This is a genomic window from Xanthomonas sp. NCPPB 1325, from assembly GCF_041477645.2.
GTDB lineage: Bacteria > Pseudomonadota > Gammaproteobacteria > Xanthomonadales > Xanthomonadaceae > Xanthomonas > Xanthomonas cannabis.
Genome location: NZ_CM192985.1, coordinates 2,665,849 through 2,687,759, shown reverse-complemented (window position 1 = coordinate 2,687,759; position 21,911 = coordinate 2,665,849). Strand labels below are relative to the sequence as shown.

The following is a 21,911-nucleotide window of genomic DNA, read 5'->3' as shown; positions in this document are numbered from 1 at the left end:
GACGCCCCATGACCGCTTCCGCGCCAGCTGCTTCCGCTCCGGCCCGCCTTCTCGATGGCCGGCGCATTGCCGAGGAGTTGCTCGACGGCCTGAAGCTGCGGGTGGATGCGCGCGTGGCCGCCGGCAAGACACGGCCGGGCCTGGCGGTGGTGCTGGTGGGCGGCGATCCGGCCTCGTCGGTGTATGTGCGCAACAAGCGGCGTGCGGCGGAAAAGGTGGGCATCGAGGCCTTCGACTACGACCTGCCGCAGGGCACCAGCGAAGCAGAGCTGGCGGCACTGATCGACGAGCTCAACGCCGATCCCAAGATCCACGGCATTCTGATCCAGCTACCGTTGCCGGGCATTCCGGATGCCAACCGGCTGATCCAGCGGATCGACCCACGCAAGGATGTGGATGGCTTCCATCCGCAGAACGTCGGGCACCTGGCATTGCGCGAATTCGGCCTGCGCCCCTGCACGCCGCGCGGCATCGTGACCCTGCTCGGGCATACCGACCAGCCCGTGCGCGGGCGCAATGCCACCATCGTTGGCGTGAGCAACCACGTAGGCCGCCCGATGGGGCTGGAGTTGTTGATTGCCGGTTGCACGGTGACCAGCTGCCACAAGTTCACTCCGGCCGACGTGCTGGAAGCCAGCGTGCGCAATGCCGACATCCTGGTGGTGGCGGTGGGCCGGCCCGGGCTGATCCCCGGCGAATGGGTCAAGCCGGGCGCGGTGGTGATCGATGTCGGCATCAACCGGCTCGAGGATGGACGCCTGGTGGGTGATGTCGGCTTCGACGCCGCCGTGCAGCGGGCCGCGTGGATCACTCCGGTGCCGGGCGGGGTAGGGCCGATGACGGTGGCCACGCTGATGCAGAACACCATCGAGGCCGCTGATGCGGCCGGGAGTGGGGATTCGGGATTGGGGATTCGTTAAAGGCAACGGCGAAGCGCATGCGTCGGTCGATCCGGAGTGCGTCCAGGATCGGCGGGCATCGGCATCCTAGACGAGCGGCGGGGCGGTGCGGGACGGCGCCTTTGCCAATCCCGGATCCCGATTTCCCACTCCCGGCCCCAATGCGTTAAAATGCCGCGCTTCCCCAAACTCGGGTCCGCCGATGCTACGCATCCAGGCTGAAGCTCTTACCTACGACGACGTCTCGCTCGTCCCCGCCCATTCGATCGTCCTGCCCAAGGATGTCAGCCTGGAAACCCGGCTGACCCGCGATCTGCGTCTGAAGCTGCCGATCCTTTCGGCCGCGATGGACACGGTGACCGAGCACCGCCTGGCGGTGGCCATGGCCCAGCTGGGCGGCATCGGCATCATCCACAAGAACCTGACCCCTGCGCAGCAGGCGGCCGAAGTGGCCAAGGTCAAGAAGTTCGAGTCCGGCGTCATCACCGAGCCGTTCACGGTGAGCCCGGACACCACCATCGGCGAGGTGATCGCGCTGACGCGTGCGCGCAACATCTCCGGCGTGCCGGTGGTCGATGGCAGCGAACTGGTCGGCATCGTCACCAGCCGCGACATGCGCTTCGAAAAGAAGCTGGACGATCCGGTCCGCCACATCATGACCAAGAAGGATCGCCTGATCACCGTGCGCGAGGGCGCCAGCGACGAGGAAGTGCTGGAGCTGCTGCATCGCAACCGCATCGAAAAGATCCTGGTTGTCAACGACAGCTTCGAGCTGCGTGGGCTGATCACGGTCAAGGACATCCAGAAGAAGACCGACAACCCCAACGCGGCAAAGGACAGCGCCACGCGACTGCTGGTGGGTGCGGCCGTGGGCGTGGGCGGTGATACCGAACAGCGCATCGAGCTGCTGGCCGCCGCCGGCGTGGACGTGGTCATCGTCGACACCGCGCACGGCCATTCGCAGGGCGTGATCGATCGCGTGGCCTGGGTCAAGAAGACCTACCCGCAGTTGCAGGTGATCGGCGGCAACATCGTCACCGGCGATGCCGCGCTGGCGTTGATGGATGCCGGTGCCGATGCGGTCAAGGTCGGCGTGGGCCCCGGCTCGATCTGCACCACGCGTGTGGTCGCAGGTGTGGGCGTGCCGCAGATCACCGCGGTGGACATGGTGGCCGAAGCGCTGCAGGACCGGATTCCGCTGATCGCCGATGGCGGCATCCGCTATTCCGGCGACATCGGCAAGGCGCTGGTGGCTGGCGCGTCCACGGTGATGGTCGGTGGCCTGCTGGCAGGCACCGAAGAGGCGCCGGGCGAGGTCGAGTTGTTCCAGGGCCGCAGCTACAAGAGCTATCGCGGCATGGGCAGCCTGGGTGCGATGGAGAAGGGCTCCAAGGACCGCTATTTCCAGGACGCTTCCGACGCCGACAAGCTGGTCCCCGAAGGCATCGAAGGACGTGTGCCGTATCGCGGCCCGGTCGGCGGCATCATCCATCAGCTCATCGGTGGACTACGCGCGACCATGGGCTATGTGGGCTGCGCCACCATCGAAGAGATGCGCACCAAGCCCAAGTTCGTCAAGATCACCGGCGCCGGCCAGCGCGAGAGCCACGTCCACGACGTGCAGATCACCAAAGAGCCGCCGAACTATCGCGCCGGATGACCGGCGCGCGGGATTGGGGATTTGGCATTCGGGAGTCGTAAGAGCCTACTGCATCCCCGCCCGGCCGCGGTTGTGGCTTGTGTTTTTGCGAATCTCCAATCCCAACTCCCCAATCCCGGCTCTCAATGACCAACATCCATAGCGACAAGATCCTCATCCTCGATTTCGGCGCGCAGTACACGCAGCTGATTGCGCGGCGCATTCGCGAGCTGGGGGTCTATTGCGAGATCTGGGCATGGGATCACGATCCGTCCGAGATCGCCGGCTTTGGCGCCAAGGGCATCATCCTGTCCGGTGGGCCGGAATCGACCACGCTGCCGGGCGCGCCCGCAGCGCCGCAGCAAGTGTTCGACAGCGGTTTGCCGGTGTTCGGCATCTGCTATGGCATGCAGACCTTGGCCGCGCAGTTGGGCGGTGCGACCGAAGCCGCCGATCAACGCGAATTCGGGCATGCCGAGGTGGACGTGGTGGCGGCCGATGCGCTGTTCTCCGGCCTGACCGACCACGCCGGCGCAGCGCGCCTGAATGTGTGGATGAGCCACGGCGACCACGTCTCGCAGGTGCCGCCGGGTTTCACCATTACCGCCGTGACCGACCGCATCCCGGTGGCCGCGATGTCCAACGAAGACAAGCGCTGGTATGGCGTGCAGTTCCATCCGGAAGTGACGCATACCTTGCAGGGCCAGACCCTGCTGCGCCGCTTCGTGGTGGATGTCTGCGGCTGCCAGACGCTGTGGACCGCGGCCAACATCATCGACGACCAGATCGCGCGCGTGCGCGAACAGGTGGGCGAGGATGAAGTGATCCTGGGCTTGTCGGGCGGTGTGGATTCGTCGGTGGTCGCGGCACTGTTGCACAAGGCGATCGGCGACAAGCTGACCTGCGTGTTCGTCGACACCGGCCTGCTGCGCTGGCAGGAAGGCGACCAGGTGATGGCGATGTTCGCCGAGCACATGGGCGTGAAGGTCATCCGCGTCAATGCCGCCGACCGCTATTTCAGCGCGCTGCAGGGCGTGAGCGACCCGGAAGCCAAGCGCAAGATCATCGGCAACCTGTTCGTGGAGATCTTCGACGAAGAATCCAACAAGCTGGCCAATGCCAAGTGGCTGGCGCAGGGCACGATCTACCCGGACGTCATCGAGTCGGCCGGCAGCAAGACCGGCAAGGCGCATGTGATCAAGAGCCATCACAATGTCGGTGGCCTGCCCGAGCACATGAAGCTGGGCCTGGTCGAACCGCTGCGCGAGTTGTTCAAGGACGAAGTGCGCCGCCTCGGCGTCGAACTCGGGTTGCCGCGCACGATGGTGTATCGCCACCCGTTCCCCGGTCCCGGCTTGGGTGTGCGCATCCTGGGCGAAGTGAAGCGCGAATACGCCGAGTTGCTGGCCAAGGCCGATGCGATCTTCATCGACGAACTGCGCAAGGCCGATCTGTACGACAAAACCAGTCAGGCATTCGCGGTGTTCCTGCCGGTAAAATCGGTCGGCGTGGTAGGCGACGCGCGTGCCTACGAATGGGTGATCGCGCTGCGCGCAGTGGAGACCATCGACTTCATGACCGCGCATTGGGCGCACCTGCCGTACGACTTCCTCGGCACGGTGAGCAACCGCATCATCAACGAACTGCGCGGCGTCTCGCGCGTGGTCTACGACATCTCCGGCAAGCCGCCGGCGACGATTGAGTGGGAGTGAAATTAGGTCCTTCGGGGACTATCGCAGACTATCGAAAAACTTCCGTAACGTGTTGATTTAAAAGAAGATACGTCACGACTGCTATCGGTGGCTATCGCCAGCCAGCAAAACGGGTTGGCGGTGGAACTGGCGGTAAGAACTGAGGGCCGGATTAAGACCATCCCGTTCACTATTCGGACCAAACCCGTCTTTGACGGTAAAGGTCTCCTCGGGAAAGCTCGTTTTATGCGGCTTTCCCGGCATCAGCAGGTCTCCTGGCCCCTGACGGTAAAAGCCGTCACGAAACAGGAGAAAAACCTCGATGCTTACCGACACCGCACTGCGCAATCTCAAGCCTAAGTCCAAGATTTATAAGGCTTCAGACCGCGATGGAATGTACGTAACGGTATCGCCTACCGGTACCGTCACCTTCCGCTACGACTACCGTCTAAACGGACGCCGCGAAACCCTCACCATTGGCCGCTATGGACCTGCCGGTATTTCGCTGGCCCTGGCCCGTGAAAAGCTGATCGACGCCAAGAAGGCCGTCGCTCAGGGCAAGTCCCCTGCGCTGGAGAAGCAGCGCGAGAAGCGCCGCCTAACCGCCGCCAAGACCTTCGGCGAGATGACTGGGAAGTGGCTCGCGGGTGCCCGGATGGCCGACAGCACCAAGGCGATGCGCAAGAGCATCGTCGATCGGGACATCTTGCCGGCCTTCGAGAACCGGCAGCTCAACGAGATTACCTCCGACGATTTGCGAACCTTGTGCAACAAGGTGAAGGAGCGCGGCGCGCCCGCCACTGCGGTGCACATCCGCGACATCGTGAAGCAGGTCTATGCCTTCGCCATCTTGCACGGCGAGAAGGTGGAGAACCCCGCTGCCGATGTGGGGGCAGCGTCGATCGCGACCTTTGTGCCAAAGGATCGCGCCTTGTCGCCGCTTGAAATCCGCCTGATGGCGCGACAGATGGAGTCGGTGGCGACCTATCCGACCATCCGGCTGGCGTTGCGCATGATCCTGCTGACCTTGGTGCGCAAGAGCGAACTGATCCAAGCCACCTGGGATGAAGTTGATTTCGAGAGCGCGACCTGGACTATCCCGAAGCAGCGGATGAAGGGGCGCAATCCTCACGTGGTCTACCTGTCGCGCCAGGCGCTCGACATCTTCGTGGCGCTGCACACGTGCGCGGCCGGTTCCAAGTTTGTGCTGCCGTCGCGCTATGACGCCGACCGCTGCATGTCGAACGCGACCCTCAACCGGGTGACGCAGATCGTGGCGGAACGGGCCAAGGCCGCCGGCCTGCCGTTGGAGCCATTCACCGTCCATGACCTGCGCCGCACCGGCTCGACGCTCCTCAACGAAATCGGCTTCAACCGCGACTGGATCGAAAAGTGTCTGGCCCATGAGGACGGACGTTCTTCGCGCTCGATCTATAACAAGGCCGAGTACGCCGAGCAGCGGCGTCACATGCTGCAGGAGTGGGCCAACATGGTCGATGCCTGGATCGACGGGCAGACGTATGTGCCGAGGCTGATGCCGGATAACGTCGTGGTCCCAACGCTGAGCGCAACGGCCTGAAAACGCAGCCAGGTTGTCAGTTGACAACCTGGCTGTTTATTCTCATACTGGAGATCACTGATGGCCCGTTCCCCTCATCCGAAGAAAGAGGTCGAGGAAGCTCTCAGACACGCCGAAGGGCAGGGCTGGCGCGTAGAAGTTGGCGGCAGCCACGCCTGGGGGCGGATTTATTGTCCGTACAACGACGAAGAATGCCGCTGCGGCGAGTTTTGCATCACGTCGATATGGAGTACCCCGAAGAACCCTGGCAACCACGCCCGCGCCTTGCGGCGCGTCGTGGACAACTGCACCACGCATCGCAAGCAGCGCGAGGCTGATGACGATGCCAAGGAGTAGCGCGATGGAATACACCTTCACCTTGAAGTACCAGCTTGCCGACGACGACCGCGACCCGGATGTGCTGGTCGAGCGCCTGGGCGAAGCCGGCTGCGACGATGCCTTGGTCGGCATCGGCCAGCCGGGACGGCTGGCGCTGGAGTTCACCCGCCAGGCGGCCGGAGCGGAGGCTGCAGTGCGTAGTGCGTTGGCTGCCGTGCGCAGTGCCATACCGGCGGCCAAGCTGATTGAAGTCGCACCCGATCTGGTTGGGCTGACCGACGTGGCCGACATCGTGGGTGTTTCCCGGCAGAACATGCGCAAGCTTATGTTGGCGCATCCGTGCAGTTTTCCTGCGCCGGTGCACGAGGGTAGTGCGTCGATTTGGCATCTGGCCGACGTCCTGGCCTGGTTGCAGGCCAAGGGCAGCTATTCGCTGGCCAAGGATATACTGGACGTGGCGCGGGTGGCCCTGCAGATCAACGTGGCGAAGGAGAGCCAGCGGTTGTCGCGGTCGGCTTCCAAGGAACTGCAGGCACTGGTCGGATGAGGCGTCGCCGGCATCATCCTTCGCTCGAACCCGCCCGAACAGGGCGGGTTTTTCGTAGGCGGACATCCGGCTGAGAGTTGCTGCCGCGACGGGCTTGTTTGCGTTCTTCGATCCAGGCTTCCACTTCGGCCAGATCCCACACGACGCAACGAGACGTCAGATTGAAGCGACGCGGGAATTCGCCACGGCGTTCCATTTCATAGATTGTCGTTTCAGCCAGAGGAACGATCTGCCGCAACTCCTGACGGCGGATGGTCCGGCGAAAGGGCAAAACGCCAGACTTCGGAAACTGCGGGAGTTCCCCATAAGCGGCCGAGCCGGGAAGCGGAGTAGCTACGGGGCTCGTGGATTCTTGGGCTCCGCCCATTTTGGGTAACAGGGTATTCTCCATGGCGCACTCCATGAGTATTGATGCCGCAAACCACGAAGCAATAGTGGCTTTCATTGGCTATCGGTGAAACCCGTTGGGGCGTAGCGAGGCGTATTGCAGAACGGATAGCTACGGAAAAGCTCAGGGGCATGGCGAGGTCATGGCTTCGCCAATTCATTGCAAGGCGTCCAGCGGAATCCAGTTCGAGCGTCGTGCCTCTGCGCACCGTGTGCGAGCTGACCCCTAATCTTGAAAGCTCGCCCTTAGATCCGCTTCAATTTGCTGCCGTTCTGCTTGCAGATCCGTTCTCTCTGGTAGGGTGATCCCCAGGTCTTGAATCTGTCGGAGTTTGCTCCACGCTTCGTAGTCGTGAAAAGGATTGAGTCCCATCACGTTGCCAAGGGTTTGATCGGCCTGACCCGCTAATGCTGATATGCGAGCGAAGATGGCGATAGCCTGGCTGAGACTCCAGTTGCTCACGAACAGAAGAAGTGCCGCCAACGCCAGCACGCAGCTTGCCACGTCTCCATATTTGCTTCTGTTAGCCTGTTTAATCGGGCCGTAGTTCTCGGAAATAAACCGGGCAAGTGAAAGGCTTTGCTCATACTTGGGTTGAAGGATTGTCGGATCAAAAACGGTTTCGCCGTGATAGCGTTTCGCCAGGGACTCGATACGATCAACTATCTGGTGTAGCCAGAGGCGCCTCTCACGAACACCGTCCAGGATTGCTTGATAGCGCGCCCCAAGGACGCGCGCTGACTCTATTGACCAATCGAAACCGGGCACGGCAGCAATTTCGCGCGTCAGTCGTACTTCTGACGGGAGTTGACCCAGAGACGGACTAGCGATCCGCCATAGCGTGTTAAGCCAACCAGGTACTCGGGAGTCCAGCGTTACCTGAAAAGATGTCTTGATCTTCTCCTCAAAAAACCACTGGCGCATGTCGCGGATCGTCTTTTGGCTGAACTCGCCCGTGTGTATTCCGCTGCAAACGAGCTCGCGGACAGCTTTCGTCAAATTCGAGTTGGCGTTTCCGAATGCGACAAGATTCTCGGGTGTGAAACTTGCTGAGTCGTTTGTTGCGTAGTCGCATTGCGGACGATGACCCGGCGACACAAAACGAAAACATGCTTGTCGTATTGCCTTTTTCGAGCTTTTAGAAATCGCTTCCTTGACGACGTCCGCGCCTGTCACAAAGCAGCACGGGCATTCGAGATCAGTACGTAAGATTTCGCGCCACGAATCCGGTATCTGATCGATTGTCTTGCGCTCCTGATTCCAGTTCTTTCGAGCTAGCACTAGGGAAGGTCTGAACAACGATGCCGACAGGGCGGAAGGTGGCATCGTTCCGGAGAGTCGCGTTTGGAGCTTCGGATTTCTCGCCGTTTATGGCGCTTTCCGTGGGAATTCCCCGGTTTATAGGCGCATGCTCCCCATAGCCGGCAGTAACTGCTTTCGCTTCATCCACAGGTTTGACAGTGCAAACAAGGTCAGCACCTGTGCCGTGTTCTTGGCCAATCCGCGATAGCGGACCTTGGTGTAGCCGAACTGGCGCTTGATCACCCGGAACGGATGCTCCACCTTCGCGCGCACGCTGGCCTTGAAGCGTTCCCAACGCTGTTCCTGGGCACGCTCGCGTTTGTTGCCGATGGCTTGGATCGTCGAGGGCCTGGCGGCGATGAAGAATGCTGCTTCGCAGTCCTGCAATTCTTCGCGTTTGTCTGCACCGGTGTAGCCGCTGTCGCCGAACACGCTGTCTTCTTTGCCATGCAGCAACCTATGCATCACCGTGACATCGGCGACATTGGCCGCTGTGCAATGGACATGGTGCACCAGCCCGGAAAACTCATCCACGCCGATGTGCGCCTTCATCCCGAAATACCACTGATTGCCCTTCCTGGTCTGATGCATCTCAGGGTCGCGCGCGTGATCGGCGTTCTTGGTCGAACTGGGTGCAGCGATCAGCGTCGCATCGACGATCGTGCCTGACCGCAGGCTCTGGCCTTTGCGCGCCAGATGCGCGTTGACCGCTTCCAGCATCCGCCCGGCAAGGCCATGGGTCTCCAGCAGGTGCCGAAAGTTGAGAATCGTGGTCTCGTCGGGAATGTCGTCCAACCCGCCGAGCTGGGCAAATCGCCGTAAGGTCGGAATCTCGTGCAGCGCTTCTTCCATCGCCGGATCGCTCAACGCATACCACTGCTGCAGCAGATGAATCCGCAACATCGTCGCCAGGGCGTACGGCTGCCGCCCTGGCCGCCCCGACACCGGATAGTGCGGCGCGATCAGCCCGAGCAGTTGCTGCCACGGAACCACCTGCTCCATCTCGGCCAGAAAGATCTCGCGCCGGGTCTGCTTGCGCTTGCCCAGGCCCTCAGCGTCACCGAACGTCAGCTGCATAGATGATCCTTTAAATGAGGGGGGGTAGTGTCGCGTATCTGTGGTGGGTTGTTCAGAGGTTCCCTAGCAGTACTTGCTCGACATCAAGTTCCTTCTGTTCGGAGATTGAATATGCAGTTAATGGCATTGAGTACCTCTAGTTGTTATTCTTCGCGCACATGTCAACTCTTAATCAGTCGCGACAAGAACCATCTCGTCGTAGTGTTTCTTGTCTACTTCTTCGAGCCACTGAAAGATGTGGCCAATGACGCTGTGGCTTTCACCGGCCAAGTTTTCTGCCGACTCCTCGGTTATTTCAATTACATCGCTATGTGAATACTTATTGATAAAGCGGTAGATTTTTTCCTTAAGCTCTGGTGTCGTGATGGTGCAGTCTTTCAACCCAACTTCCATCAGTTGACTTATGTCGCTTCGCCGCTTTGGATACTTGAAGGTGAAGAACGATTCAACGAGCTTGCGCGCGAGGTTGGCGGTCAAGAATGCTTCATCTCGATTGAGAGTAGTGTGCGCCCTGTATTCATAGAGCTTCTTGAAGATATAGTGGTATTCCGATCCGTAGTTCTTCAAAGAGTCGTCGGCATCCACAAGCAGGGAGTGACGAGGGGAGCCAGGTGGCGCATCCAGACGATAGAAGAAGCAATTCTCGGCCTTGCCTTTGTTGACTCGGTTCCTATTAGTGCCAGTGAACCAGTCTCTCACCAGCTTGAAGTAGGTGAAGTTGTGGGTCAGCACGAAAAGCTGTTTAGCGTCAGTGCATTGAGTTCTCAGGAACGAGTAGGCGTGGAACAGGTGATTGGAGTCAAAACTTGAAACAGGATCGTCTACGACGACAATCGTGTCCTTGATGTTGTTTCCGTTTTCCTTGAGCTTCGTGATGAAGTAGACAAAGGCAATCGCAGTCTTCTCACCTTCGCTCAAATTCCCATCGTGCTCACCCACGCCGTTTCTGATGATCTCATAGCCTTTCTTCTTCTGATTAAAATTAAGGCAAAGCTCAGATCGGCCGATGAAGCGACGACGTCCCCCCGCCCTGAGTAGCGGTCGGGTTTAGAGTCCGGGGTTGATGATATCGGTGTTTGCCAGATGTTGGGCATAAGCGGACGGCGTCATGCCGCCAATTGCTTTCTTGGGTCGGTCCTCGTTGTATTCGCGTCGCCAGCGTTCGATCTCGGTGCGCGCATGCAGCAACGTCGGGAACCAGTGCTCGTTGAGGCATTCGTCGCGCAGCCGGCCGTTGAACGATTCGACGTAGGCGTTCTGGTTTGGTTTGCCCGGCTGGATGAGCCGTAGCTGCACACCCCGGTCATGCGCCCAGGCAACCATCGCTTTGCCGCAAAACTCCTTGCCGTTGTCGGTGCGGATCACCTGCGGCAGGCCGCGACTGTGTGCCAACCGATCCAGCACGCGCGCAACCCCGTGCCCGGAGATCGCGCTTTCCACCTCGATGGCGACCGCTTCGTGCGTTGCGTCGTCCACGATCACCAGACACTTGATCACTCGGCCGTCGGCGGAGCGGTCGAACACGAAGTCCATCGACCACACCTGGTTGGCCTGCGCTGGCCGCAGCAGCGGCTGACGCTCGCCAACCGGTACCTTCTTGCGCTTGCGGCGCCGGACTTGTAGCTGCTGCTCGCGATACAACCGCTCCACGCGCTTGTAGTTCACCAGGCGTCCTTCCTGTCGCAGCTTGAGATAGATCATCCCCACGCCGTAGCGGCGATGGCGATGCGCCAACGCAAGAATGCGCTCGCGCAGTTCGCCATTGCGGTCTTGACGTGGGCAATAGCGCAGCGCGCTGGCGCTCATGCCGATCGCCGCCAACGCACGACGCTCGCTGGCACCACGCCCGATCCACTCGCGCACCAGCGCACGACGCGCCGGTGCGCTCACCACTTTTTTCGCAAAGCATCCTTGATCAGGTCATTCTCGAACAACTGCTCGGCCAGCAACTTCTTTAGCCGCGCGTTCTCGGCCTCAAGGTCCTTGAGCCGCTTGGCGTCGGGCACGCTCATGCCGCCGAACTTGCTGCGCCACAGATAGTACGAGGCCTCACTGAAGCCATGCCGCCGGCATAAGTCCTTGATCGCTATGCCCGCTTCGGCTTCGCGCAGGAAGCCGATGATCTGCTCTTCGGAAAAACGCTTCTTCACGTCCAATCTCCTTGGGGTAGGGAATTGGACTCCAAACTGAGGTGCTACTCAAAATTGGGGGGACGTCGCGCGAGACGACCGGGCGGCGGTTACATCGCTTCTCGTGGATCAACGAATGGAAGGAACTGGCCGACGCCCGTGGCACGCCGCTGGGTATCGAGCTGATCCTGCCGGACTGGTTCTATGCCGGCGTGCTCGACGCCGCCTTGGTGCTGACCATCGACCCGGCGTATTTCCGGCTGACAGGCGGCATCGAGCGATGGTTATACCGGCTAGTGCGCAAGCATGGCGGCAAGCAGCCTGGCGGTTGGCAATTCGACTTCCGCCACCTGCATCGCAAGTCGGGCAGCACGGCGCAGCCCTACGACTTTGCCTGCGACCTGCGCGCGCTAGTCGCTCGGCAGTCGCTGCCCGGCTACGTGCTCGGCATCGAACGGATGCCGGACAGCAACGCCGAACTGCTGACCTTCCGGCCCGTGCCGTTCACGGCACGGGGATAACTCGGGGACAACGTGTGGACGGCCTCGTGCTATCAGGCGTGCCGGGTATCGTGCTATCAGGCGTGTTCCTATCGTGCTATCAGGCGTGCGAAACCGCCGCAAAGCCAATAACGGCGCGGGTTTCGGCGTCCTCTAACTTACCTAACTTAAAAGCTCTAACTTTTGGTAAGAGCGCGCCGTTTCGGTGGACAACCGCCAAACGGCACCACGCGCAACAGCCAAAGCCCGGCTTTCCAACACGGAGGGCCGCGCCATGATCGTTGCGCTGCTCAACCAGAAAGGCGGCGTCGGCAAGACTACGCTCGCCACGCACGTTGCCGGCGAACTGGCGATGCGCGGGCAGTCGGTCATCCTGCTGGATGCCGACCCGCAAGGCTCGGCGCTGGACTGGACGCAGCGCAGAAGCCAGCAAGGCTTGCCACGGCTGTTCAGCGCCGTGGGCCTCGCCCGCGAGACGCTGCACCAGGAAGCGCCGGAGCTGGCCCGTCGCGCCGATCACATCGTCATCGACGGCCCGCCGCGCATCGCCGCCCTGGCGCGCTCCGCGCTGCTGGCGGCCGAGCGCGTGCTGATCCCCGTGCAGCCCAGTCCCTACGACTTGTGGGCGTCGGCCGAGATGGTGGCGCTGATCCGCGAGGCGCAGGTGTTCCGGCCTGCGCTGTGCGCGGCCTTCGTCGTCAACCGGCGCGTCAGTACCACCATCATCGGGCGCGAAGCGCGGCAGTCGCTGGCCGAACAGCCGCTTCCTGCGCTGCGCGCGGAAGTGCATCAGCGCATCGTGTTCGCCGACAGCGTGGCCGCTGGCCGGCTGGCCCGCGAGACGGCACCGGACAGCGCCGCCGCCCGCGAGATCGCCGCGCTGACCGACGAGCTGCTGCGGTGGCCGGCATGAGCCAGCGCAACGGCAAGCGTGTCGGCATCGGCGCGCGTCCGCCCGCGAACCCGCACGCAGATGCGTGGGTTCGCCAGGGCGACGCCGACGGCATCCAGAAAGGCGACCTCTACACCGCGCGCCTGACCCTCGACATCACGCCCGCGATGCGGGCGCGCATCAAGGTGTCGGCGTTCACGCAAGGCGTGACGGTCGCCGAACTGCTGCGTGCGCTGCTGGAACGCGAGTTTCCCGAAAGAGGCACGGAGAACCTGCCATGAACGCATCCGCTCTGGCGGCCACGACTGCGCCGCCGCCATCGCTCGCGGTGCTCGCTGGCCAGGCCGGCATCGCGTCGCTGACCCGCGTTTCGCTCGCCTACATCGAACAGCGCATCGACGTGTATCTGCGCTTCGGCGAACCGGCGCGCACCATCCGGCTCGACCGCTGGCGGCGCGTCGCGGTGTTCCTGCCGGGCGCGTTGTTCTGCCGCATCCGCTGGCACGCCAACGACTACGGCACGATTCGCTGGCAGCTCATGGTGATGCAGGCTTGCACGCCGCTGGACGCGGCGCAGCGCATTCCCGGCGTGCTGCCGGGCGCGCGCCTGCTGCTGCACGCCGAAGGTGAACCCGCCGTGCGCGCCGTGCTTGCCCAGCTCGATGCCATTGAGGCGCAAGGTATCGCGCCCGCTGACGTGTCGCCCGCGTACTGGCGCACGCTCGGCAACCGGCTCGCTGCACGCTTGCCGCTGCCGGCGTACACCGCCGAGCGGCACGCCGCCTGGCTGGCCGGGAGGGCGCTGCCATGACGAGCCTTTCCCCATCTGCCGACACGAACGGAACGGCGCCGCTTCCTCGCTCGCGCGGGTGCGCTCGCATCGTCGTGGGGACACTGGCCGCCTGCGGCTTCGCTGCGCTGGCCTGGGCGTCCTTCGTGTCGCCGCTGCCGCGCCTGACCTACAACCCGTCCGACAGCGTGGCGGTCGGCTGGTATCGCGTCGATCCGCTCGACTACCGGGCCGGCTCACTGCCACGTCCGATGTCCGTGGACAGCATCGTGCTCGTCCCGCTGCCCGCCAAGGCCGCCGTGCTGGCTGCGCAACGCGGCTACCTGCCGACGCGCGTGCCGCTGCTCAAGCGCATCGGCGCCGTCGCGCCGCAGGAGGTGTGCATCGCGGGCGGCATCGTCCGCATCGACGGCGTGCCTTCGGCCGCCGTGCTGCGTGCCGACCGGCTGGGCCGTCCGCTGCCATCCTTGCAGCTTTGCCGCCGCCTCGAACCGGGCGAGCTGTTCCTGTTGAGCGTGACCAATCCGTCGTCGTTCGACAGCCGGTATTTCGGCCCGGTCAGCGCGTCCACCGTGATCGGTGTTGCGCATCCGGTCTGGCTGGAGACATGCCAATGATGGCTGCCGATTCGCTGCGCTTCATCGTGCCATCCGGCGTGTCGTCCTGCTGGCCGTCGCCGTGTCGTCGCGCGTGTCGTGCGAGCGCATCCGCGCCGCACGTCGCGCAACATCCGGCGACGCTTTCCCCCGTGCAGGCATCTTGCCTTGAACGCGCCCGGCCGATGGCCGTGGCTGCGTTCCCCGGTGCGCTGGCTGCGAGCAGCGCAGCGCCGCCGGGCCGCCGATGCCCGGAGCGCCAGCGAGGGGCAAAGGCGGAAGGCAAGATAAAAGGTCGCGGCACATCGCCGCTTGAAAACCTTGTCTGCACATGGGGGGAGCGCGGCACGCGCTCAGGGGCGACAGCGTGCCGCGAAGGTGAGCAATGCCGCATCGGCATTGGCGAAGTCGCGTGCTTCGTCCGCTGGACTGCGCCGGTCTTGGATGGAGCCGCATCATGAGCCAGCGAAACGACGATCGCTTCCGCGTCCGGCCCGGTGCTCCGAAACAGCGTGGCGATGCCTACATCAACAAGGTGCTGCGGCAGGCCAACAAGACTGGCGAGAAGCTCGGCAAGGCAGCAGGCAAGGTCGGCCAGCGCCCCGGCTCCCGGCTGGGCCGCGGCCACGTCGCGGCGCGCTTCGCCGGTCGAGGGCTAGGGCCGAACGCGCGGCGCGTGACGATCAAGGCGCGTCTGGTGAATCTGGCGAAGGCCGGGCCGCGCTCGACCGTCGCGCACCTGCGCTACATCGAGCGCGAAGGCGTCGATCGCCAAGGCGGGGCAGGGCGGGCCTACGGGCCGACGACTGACGAGGCGGACACCAAGGCGTTCGAGGAGCGCGGGCGGGAGAATCGGCATCAGTTCCGTTTCATCGTCTCGCCAGAGGATGCCGAACAGCTTGACGACCTGCGCACCTACACCCGCCACCTCATGGCGCGCATGGAGGCCGACCTGGGCACGCGGCTTGAATGGGTCGCCGTCGATCACTGGAACACCGACAACCCGCACACGCATGTCGTCCTGCGCGGCAAGGACGACACCGGCAAAGACCTCATCATTTCCCGCGACTACATTGCCGAGGGGATGCGCCGTCGGGCGTCGGAGCTGGCGACCAAATGGTTGGGGCCGCGCACCGAGCTGGAGGTGCAACGCGCCATGCAGCGCGAAGTCGATCAAGAGCGGTGGACGGGCCTGGATCGCACCTTGCAGCGTGAGGCCGGCGACGATGGTCTGGTGCGAACCGAACGCTTCGCCGATCCCCGACTGCAACGCTATCGGCAAGTGCTGATCGGCCGCCTGCAACGCCTACAACGCATGGGGCTGGCGACCGAACAACAGCCCGGCGCGTGGGCCGTCTATGCCGAGGCCGAGCCGACCTTGCGGGCGATGGGCGAGCGTGGCGACATCATCCGCACGATGCAACGGGCGATGAGCGGCAAGCAGCGCGAGCTGACCGTGTTCCAGTCTAGTGGGGATAGCCGCGCCGTCATCGGTCGCGTCGTCGGCAAGGGTCTGGCCGACGAGCTGTACGACAAAGGCTATCTGATCGTCGATGGCACTGACGGCAAGGCGCACTACGTCGCGTTGCCGCCCCGCTCAGAGTTGGAGCAATACCCGACCGGCGCGGTGGTGGAGGTGAAAGGCGCGGCTGACGTGCGCGCCGCCGACCACAACATTGCCGCGCTGGCCGTCGATGGCGTGTACCGCACCGATCATCACCTGGCCGTCGCCCAAGGTCAGGCGACCCCCGACCGTGACCCGCGCGAGGTGGTGGCCGCGCATGTCCGTCGGCTCGAAGTCTTGCGCCGTGCCGGCATCTTGGAGCGCGAGGCCGAAGGCGTCTGGCGCGTCCCCGATGACCTGGCCGAGCGAGGCCGCCAGTACGATGCGCAGCGCCTTGGTGGCGGTGTCGCGGTGGATCTGAAATCACACCTGCCCATCGAGCGACAGGCCCGCGTGATCGGCGCCACCTGGCTTGACCAGCAGTTGATCGGCGGCGGCAAGGGGCTGGCCGGCGTGGGCTTTGGGGCCGAGGTCAAGGACGCGCTACGACAGCGCGCCGACTTCCTGGCCGAACAGGGCTTGGCCGAGCATCGGGGGCAGCGCATCGTCCTTGCGCGCAATCTGCTGGCGACGCTGCGCGGGCGCGAGCTGGCGCAGACCGCGAAGGACATTGCCGCTGAAACCGGGCTGGAGCATCGGCCAGTGGCCGACGGGCAGCGCGTGGCCGGTATCTACCGGCGTTCGGTCATGCTCGCCAGTGGGCGCTATGCAATGCTCGATGACGGCATGGGCTTCTCGCTGGTGCCGTGGAAGCCGGTGATCGAGCAGCGGCTGGGCCAACAACTCGCCGCCACAGTACGCGGAGGCGGAGTGTCATGGGAGATCGGGCCGCATCGCGAGCACTCCATTGGATAGATATCAGCAATGTGAGTGAAACTGGGGCAATGCGGCTAGTTAATTTGTTCCATGATGGAACATCTAAAGGGAAATAGGCGTGGATTATCAATATTGGCGCGCATGGCTATCCTGACAAGTCCTTTTAAGAAGGATGCACATGAACATCATTCAGCGAATCGTTGCCGCAGCGATGGCGTTAGCCTTGTCCGTTCCCGGACTTGCGTTTGCACAGGCTGTGTCGCTGACGGAGCCTGTACAGACTACCTCGGGGCCAGTTCGGGGCGTTGTCGAGGGAGATTTAACGTCCTGGCGCGGCATTCCATATGCCGCGCCGCCCATTGGAAATCTGCGATGGAGGGCGCCGATTCCCCCGCGTGCTTGGAGCACCCCACTCATTGCCAATGCCTACGGCAGCGTATGCGCACAGAATGCTGATCTAGGCGTTTTTGCGAAGGCCGGTGGCAGCGAAGACTGCTTAAATCTCAATGTATTCGTCCCAACCGCAAAGCGCTCCAGTACTACGCTCTTGCCAGTATTCGTGTGGCTTTATGGCGGAGCGCTGCGTGTTGGCGCGGCGCTCGATTATGATCCCAGTCGACTGGCAGTCGAAGGCGGCGCAATTGTTGTTACTCTGAATTACCGAGTTGGCCTCTTCGGTTTCTTCGCACATTCTGCAGTGCAAGAAGACGGCAAGTCAGGCGTCAATTATGGCTTGCTGGATCAGCAACTGGCTCTTAAATGGGTGAATGACAACATCGCCAGATTTGGCGGAGACGCAAACAATGTAACCATTGCAGGCGAGTCAGCCGGCGGTGATAGCGTCATAGCTCATTTGGTCTCCCCTGCTTCACGGGGAACTTTTCAGCACGCCATTGCGATGAGCGGCACGGCCAACATTCTCAAATTTCCTACATTTGGAGCCCCGCGCCCTCTGAATGCCGCTCAGAAGATGGCTTCAGACTTTGCGGAAGCGGTTCATTGCAACACGCAGATGGCCGCCGCTTGCTTGCGAGCTCTACCAACCAGCCAAGTGCTGGCGCATCAAACCGGCTTTACCGCCCAACAGTTCATCGTAGACGGTAAGACGCTCCCGATAGAACCAGGCGTCGCGTTGAGCACGGGGCAGATCAATCCCGTGAGAACAGTGATCCTTGGAAGCACACGCGACGAAGGAAATTTCTTCGCAGGATATCTTGAGAATGAGTCAGGCAAGCCAATCGATGAAAGTAGCTTTCCCAAGACCATGGAGATCTTCTTTGGTGACCATGCCGAAGTCGTGATGAAGCAGTACCCTGCATCAGCCTATACTTCGCCGAGCGAGGCCTTTGCAGCGGCGGCAACTGACATGCTATTTGCCTGCACTTCGCAAGAAGCCGCGCGGAGAATTACGGCGAAGACACCGGCTTATGTCTATGAATTCGCGGATCGCACCGCGCCGTCCTATCTCAAACCGACGACTTTCGCGCTGGGCGCTGCCCACACTTACGAGCTGGCCTATCTTTTCCCAAGCTTCCACGGCGGCTCAGGCATTCCGACTACGCTGAATCCGCTTCAGAAGAAGCTGGCGTCACAGATGGTCCGGTATTGGTCGAATCCTTTAAATGTGACTGCACCCAATAGTGGCTGGCAGCCGTACAACGCTAAGCGCCAGAATGTCATGAGCTTTGTTCTTCCGACTGCGCGTATGACCGAAATGTCGTTCGCCAGGGCTCATCACTGCGAGTTCTGGGACAAGCTAGGGGTGTATTGAGCCCGGCCTTCGAGCTCATCTGAGAAGATGACTCTGGGAACAGAAGGCTCTCAAGGAGATTGTGGTGGCAGACCCCAGTTGGCTTAGAGAGCACGCTGACGAGTTGACGCATCTACCATGAACATGGACGGGTGAATGGAGAGGAATAGCAATGATACTCAAGTCAACTTCTCGGGTTGCTTAATTATGCAGCGTCAAACTTTCACGGGTTGGACGTTCGACTCACATGCCTCTTCCGCAATTTCCAGTGGCAAAGCGATTAAATTAAAAACTCTTTGAGAATAATATGAAATTGAAAACGTTCGGTTGGCTTGCTGCTGGGGGGGAAGAAGTTGAACGTAAAAATTCCGGCCCATCTGGCACGAAAGTTCTTCGTAACCAAGCATATGTGGAGTACTACATACCTGAGGAGCGAGCTGAGAATGCATACCCAGTCATACTGACTCACAACTATTTCGGTGCCGCAGCTTGGCTCGGAAACGCTGAAGGTGGTGAGGGCTGGGTACAGTATTTCTTGCGACGCGGATTTCCGGTGTTTGTCGTCGACCCGCCCGGCACAGGCCGGGCAGGCTTCAATCCTGACGACATCGAGCAAAACGCTACGGTTATTGGCGGCGCATTTCCGGTTGATGCTGGCTTCTGGCCGGGACAAGACTCCAGCGCATGGGCCGCATGGAATATGGGGCCGCAGTGGGGCTTTGCAGGCGATGGCATCGTGCAAGGAAATCAAATGCCAACGGATGAAAATGCGCGACGCAGGTTGCTTGCGACGCTCACGCCTAACAAGCCAACGTCCCAGGATGTCCTCGATGCTGCCTTTGTACAGGTCTTGGAAGCTGTGAATCGCATGGAGGGTCCAGCGATCTTTATTGCTTGGTCTATGGGCGGCGGGATGGGGCAGCGCCTCGTTCTGCGGCGCCCTGATCTCTTCCGGGCTCTCATACTCCTTGACGGTTACTGTGGCGAAAAACGATTTCCACAGCCAGGGAACTGGTTTGACAATGGCCCTATCAGCGCTTCCGATGAAGTTGCCAAGGCGCTGGTGGATGGCGACATACCGTTACTGAACGTCAATAGCGCCGCAGGCCACTTCTCGAATACGGGGCATGCCAAGAAGCTGGGTACGACGCTTACAGACAAAGTTGCAAGCAAAGGGGGTTCTGCCCGTACGATTTATCTGCCCGACGTGGGAATACAAGGCAATGGACACATGATGTTCTTTGAGAAGAACAGCGATGCCATCGCCGAAGTGCTCACGGGGTGGATCAACGATACGATACCTAGACGTGAGTAATGCAGCGGAAAGCGCGCATTGGCGCAGCGGGCTAGAGCCATATTGGATGGCGCGGAAAGGTAGACACCACCGGTTCTATCTATGAAATATGGGAAATCAAGTGGCACGTAAATTCGACGCGACTTCGACAACCGACGAAGTGCTTCACAATGTCGATCTTTCCGGTAGACGAATACTCATTACCGGTGTTTCCGCGGGCCTCGGAGTCGAAACCGCACGAGCGCTCGTCGCGCATCACGCGTATGTCACCGGCACGGCACGGAACTTAGAAAAGGCTGAGCGGGCGGCAGAACACGTGCGCAACGCGGCGGGCGACGGAGGTGGAACCTTCGAGCTGGTCGAACTCGACCTGGCAAACCTTGCAGACGTGCGCACCACAGCTGAGCACTTGGTCAAAAGCGGGCGCCAATTCGATATTGTGATGGCCAATGCCGGGGTGATGGGTGTCCCTTTCGGGCGCACGACGGATGGTTTTGAAACACAGTTCGGCACGAACTACCTCGGCCACTTTGTTCTTCTCAACTGCATCGGCCCGTCCATTTCATCAGGCGGCCGGGTCGTGATTCTGTCCTCGGCTGCGCATGCCCTTTCGGACATCGACCTGGATGATCTCAACTTCGACACTACGAACTACGATCCGTGGATAGCCTACGCCCGTTCGAAGACTGCCTGCGCGCTGCTTGCTGTGGAGTTCGATCGCCGCCACCGGGATCGTGGCGTGCGCGCCACGGCTGTTCATCCGGGAACCATTCGCACGGAACTGCAACGGCACTACAACGCCGAGCAGGAGGCGGCTTATATCGCGTTGACGAGAAAGGGCAATGCCTCCCGCGAGGAGCCGCCCCTCCAGTGGAAGACCGTTCCTCAGGGCGCGGCGACCTCCGTGTGGGCAGCGGCGGTGGCGTCCGCCGACGCCATTGGCGGCCATTATTGCCTAGATTGCCATGTCGCAGAGATCAACGACACCACTGGCATCCGTACTGGAGTCCGCTCCTATGCCGTGGACCCGAAGCGGGCAAAGGCACTTTGGATGAAAAGTGAAGTGTTGGCTGCAGAATGGATTTGACTTGGCGGGTCAGGAAGACGGAACCCAGTCCAAAAAAGCCTTATCCCAAGGGGTCGGGTCAGGAAAAATCTCTTCCAGAAATTTCATGAACACCTTGACGTTGGGGCTACCCCGGCGACTCTCGGGCCAAAGCGCCACAATGTCGTTTCGCTCGACCCAATAATCTTTCAGCACTGGCACGAGTGCCCCGCGTTCAACGAAGGCCATTGCGATAAAGATTGGCAGTATCCCGATACCGCCACCAGCGACGATAGCGGTTGCCACAGCGTCCGTATTGTCTACGATGATGGCCGGGCTTGGTGCTATTTCGACCACATGCTTGCCCATTCGGAACGGCCAGCGCAACGGTTGCCCGGAACTCTGGAAGCGGACGTTGACGCAATCGTGTGATTCAAGGTCCTCCGGGCGTTCCGGGGCAACCCGCCGTGCAAGGTACGCCGGCGACGCAAAGGTGCATACCGTATTGGAAGCGAGCTTGCGTGCAATGAGCCTGGAGTCGGCTAGGCGCCCAATGCGGATGGCAACGTCGATACCTTCTTCAACAAGATCGGAAAACTGGTCGTTCAGTCGGAGGTCCACGGAGAGTGCAGGATATCGCTCCCTGAACTTCGGCAGGAAAGGAGCGATGAGATGAATCCCGACTGGAAGAGGGGCAGTTATACGCAGAACTCCTGCCGGCTCAGATCGTGCGGCGGCCGCGGCCTGTTCGATTTCTTCGGCGTCCCGCAACAGCTTCAGTGCCTTATCGTGCAGGTCGTGCCCCTCGGGCGTTAGGGTCAATGATCGGGTCGTGCGGGTAAACAGGCGGATGCCCAGCCGCTCTTCCAAACGTTGAACGCTCTTGCTGATGGCGGAGGGAGAAACCGATAGGGATCTCGCCGCAGCGGTATAGCTGCCAAGGGAGGCAGCACGTGCGAAAGCGATGATGCCGGTAAGTCGATCAAAGCCAATTTGTTCCATAGTGGAATTATTATACTGAGTTTGAGGCTAATTATCAACATGGTGCCATAGGATTACATTCTTAGACGAGCCAAAAGAGCGGGCGGTGTCCCG

Annotated in this window: 21 protein-coding genes and 1 pseudogene; 16 read left to right on the top strand and 6 right to left on the bottom strand. The window is 61.5% G+C overall.

What is annotated here, in order from left to right; all coding sequences use genetic code 11:
• The first annotated feature begins 8 nt into the window (after positions 1-8).
• From folD to ACCQ10_RS11450, 7 genes are all read left to right on the top strand, one after another.
• Positions 9-920: a bifunctional methylenetetrahydrofolate dehydrogenase/methenyltetrahydrofolate cyclohydrolase FolD gene (gene folD, locus ACCQ10_RS11480; RefSeq protein ID WP_104579685.1), complete on the top strand. Its 912-nt coding sequence runs from the start codon at positions 9-11 to the stop codon at positions 918-920.
• A gap of 181 nt (positions 921-1,101) precedes the next feature.
• A complete protein-coding gene (gene guaB, locus ACCQ10_RS11475; RefSeq protein WP_039409741.1) occupies positions 1,102-2,559 on the top strand; it encodes an IMP dehydrogenase in 1,458 nt (485 codons plus the stop codon).
• A gap of 125 nt (positions 2,560-2,684) precedes the next feature.
• The gene (guaA, locus tag ACCQ10_RS11470) at positions 2,685-4,250 is read left to right on the top strand and encodes a glutamine-hydrolyzing GMP synthase (protein ID WP_039564078.1); all 1,566 of its coding nucleotides are present in this window, start codon (positions 2,685-2,687) and stop codon (positions 4,248-4,250) included.
• Between the two features lie 87 nt (positions 4,251-4,337).
• Positions 4,338-4,589 (top strand): hypothetical protein, encoded by a 252-nt coding sequence (locus ACCQ10_RS11465; protein WP_372360701.1) that lies wholly within the window; start codon positions 4,338-4,340, stop codon positions 4,587-4,589.
• Positions 4,552-5,808: a tyrosine-type recombinase/integrase gene (locus ACCQ10_RS11460; protein WP_372360700.1), complete on the top strand. Its 1,257-nt coding sequence runs from the start codon at positions 4,552-4,554 to the stop codon at positions 5,806-5,808. Before ACCQ10_RS11465 ends, ACCQ10_RS11460 begins: the two co-directional genes overlap by 38 nt.
• A 60-nt stretch (positions 5,809-5,868) precedes the next feature.
• Entirely contained in the window at positions 5,869-6,144 is a 276-nt protein-coding gene (locus ACCQ10_RS11455) for a hypothetical protein (protein ID WP_154350593.1), read from the top strand.
• A 4-nt stretch (positions 6,145-6,148) separates the two neighbouring features.
• Complete coding sequence (locus tag ACCQ10_RS11450; protein ID WP_372360699.1) at positions 6,149-6,673, top strand: helix-turn-helix transcriptional regulator; 525 nt, start codon at positions 6,149-6,151, stop codon at positions 6,671-6,673.
• A gap of 13 nt (positions 6,674-6,686) precedes the next feature.
• Here the strand turns inward: ACCQ10_RS11450 and ACCQ10_RS11445 are convergent, their stop codons facing one another.
• The 5 genes from ACCQ10_RS11445 to ACCQ10_RS11425 all read right to left on the bottom strand — a co-directional run bounded on the left by ACCQ10_RS11445 (position 6,687) and on the right by ACCQ10_RS11425 (position 11,590).
• The gene (locus ACCQ10_RS11445; protein ID WP_372360698.1) at positions 6,687-7,064 is read right to left on the bottom strand and encodes a helix-turn-helix transcriptional regulator; all 378 of its coding nucleotides are present in this window, start codon (positions 7,062-7,064) and stop codon (positions 6,687-6,689) included.
• A gap of 222 nt (positions 7,065-7,286) precedes the next feature.
• Positions 7,287-8,387 (bottom strand): hypothetical protein, encoded by a 1,101-nt coding sequence (locus ACCQ10_RS11440; protein WP_372360697.1) that lies wholly within the window; start codon positions 8,385-8,387, stop codon positions 7,287-7,289.
• 72 nt (positions 8,388-8,459) lie between these two features.
• Positions 8,460-9,440 carry an IS5 family transposase gene (locus ACCQ10_RS11435; RefSeq protein WP_372360696.1) on the bottom strand — a complete coding sequence of 327 codons (981 nt, stop codon included), beginning with the start codon at positions 9,438-9,440 and terminating at the stop codon, positions 8,460-8,462.
• A gap of 168 nt (positions 9,441-9,608) precedes the next feature.
• A complete protein-coding gene (locus ACCQ10_RS11430) occupies positions 9,609-10,394 on the bottom strand; it encodes an AAA family ATPase (RefSeq protein WP_372363111.1) in 786 nt (261 codons plus the stop codon).
• 93 nt (positions 10,395-10,487) lie between these two features.
• Positions 10,488-11,590 (bottom strand): IS3-like element IS1389-B family transposase gene (locus tag ACCQ10_RS11425; RefSeq protein WP_506191953.1). Its coding sequence is split into 2 segments (ribosomal slippage): positions 10,488-11,332 and positions 11,332-11,590, totalling 1,104 coding nucleotides; the frame shifts between segments, so codons are not numbered across the junction.
• 68 nt (positions 11,591-11,658) lie between these two features.
• Between ACCQ10_RS11425 and ACCQ10_RS11420 the strand changes: the two are divergent.
• The 9 genes and pseudogenes from ACCQ10_RS11420 to ACCQ10_RS11380 form a co-directional block, all read left to right on the top strand.
• Positions 11,659-12,090 (top strand): annotated as a pseudogene (locus ACCQ10_RS11420) (replication initiator protein A); the annotation flags it as partial.
• 253 nt (positions 12,091-12,343) lie between these two features.
• Positions 12,344-12,982 carry a ParA family partition ATPase gene (gene parA, locus ACCQ10_RS11415; protein ID WP_372360695.1) on the top strand — a complete coding sequence of 213 codons (639 nt, stop codon included), beginning with the start codon at positions 12,344-12,346 and terminating at the stop codon, positions 12,980-12,982.
• Positions 12,979-13,242, top strand: a complete 264-nt coding sequence (locus ACCQ10_RS11410) for a chromosome partitioning protein ParB (RefSeq protein ID WP_372360694.1) — start codon at positions 12,979-12,981, stop codon at positions 13,240-13,242. Before parA ends, ACCQ10_RS11410 begins: the two co-directional genes overlap by 4 nt.
• Positions 13,239-13,772 carry a DUF2840 domain-containing protein gene (locus ACCQ10_RS11405; protein ID WP_372360693.1) on the top strand — a complete coding sequence of 178 codons (534 nt, stop codon included), beginning with the start codon at positions 13,239-13,241 and terminating at the stop codon, positions 13,770-13,772. The genes ACCQ10_RS11410 and ACCQ10_RS11405 overlap by 4 nt, the downstream gene beginning before the upstream one ends.
• Positions 13,769-14,368: a S26 family signal peptidase gene (locus ACCQ10_RS11400; RefSeq protein WP_372360692.1), complete on the top strand. Its 600-nt coding sequence runs from the start codon at positions 13,769-13,771 to the stop codon at positions 14,366-14,368. The genes ACCQ10_RS11405 and ACCQ10_RS11400 overlap by 4 nt, the downstream gene beginning before the upstream one ends.
• Positions 14,369-14,804: 436 nt before the next feature.
• Positions 14,805-16,766 (top strand): DUF3363 domain-containing protein, encoded by a 1,962-nt coding sequence (locus tag ACCQ10_RS11395; RefSeq protein WP_372360691.1) that lies wholly within the window; start codon positions 14,805-14,807, stop codon positions 16,764-16,766.
• A 139-nt stretch (positions 16,767-16,905) separates the two neighbouring features.
• Positions 16,906-18,498, top strand: coding sequence for a carboxylesterase/lipase family protein (locus ACCQ10_RS11390; RefSeq protein WP_372360690.1), 1,593 nt, complete (start codon positions 16,906-16,908; stop codon positions 18,496-18,498).
• A 286-nt stretch (positions 18,499-18,784) separates the two neighbouring features.
• Positions 18,785-19,792, top strand: a complete 1,008-nt coding sequence (locus ACCQ10_RS11385) for an alpha/beta fold hydrolase (RefSeq protein WP_372360689.1) — start codon at positions 18,785-18,787, stop codon at positions 19,790-19,792.
• A 100-nt stretch (positions 19,793-19,892) separates the two neighbouring features.
• Positions 19,893-20,858 (top strand): SDR family NAD(P)-dependent oxidoreductase, encoded by a 966-nt coding sequence (locus tag ACCQ10_RS11380; protein WP_372360688.1) that lies wholly within the window; start codon positions 19,893-19,895, stop codon positions 20,856-20,858.
• 9 nt (positions 20,859-20,867) lie between these two features.
• Here the strand turns inward: ACCQ10_RS11380 and ACCQ10_RS11375 are convergent, their stop codons facing one another.
• Positions 20,868-21,818, bottom strand: a complete 951-nt coding sequence (locus tag ACCQ10_RS11375; protein WP_372360687.1) for a LysR family transcriptional regulator — start codon at positions 21,816-21,818, stop codon at positions 20,868-20,870.
• Between the last annotated feature and the right edge of the window lie 93 nt (positions 21,819-21,911).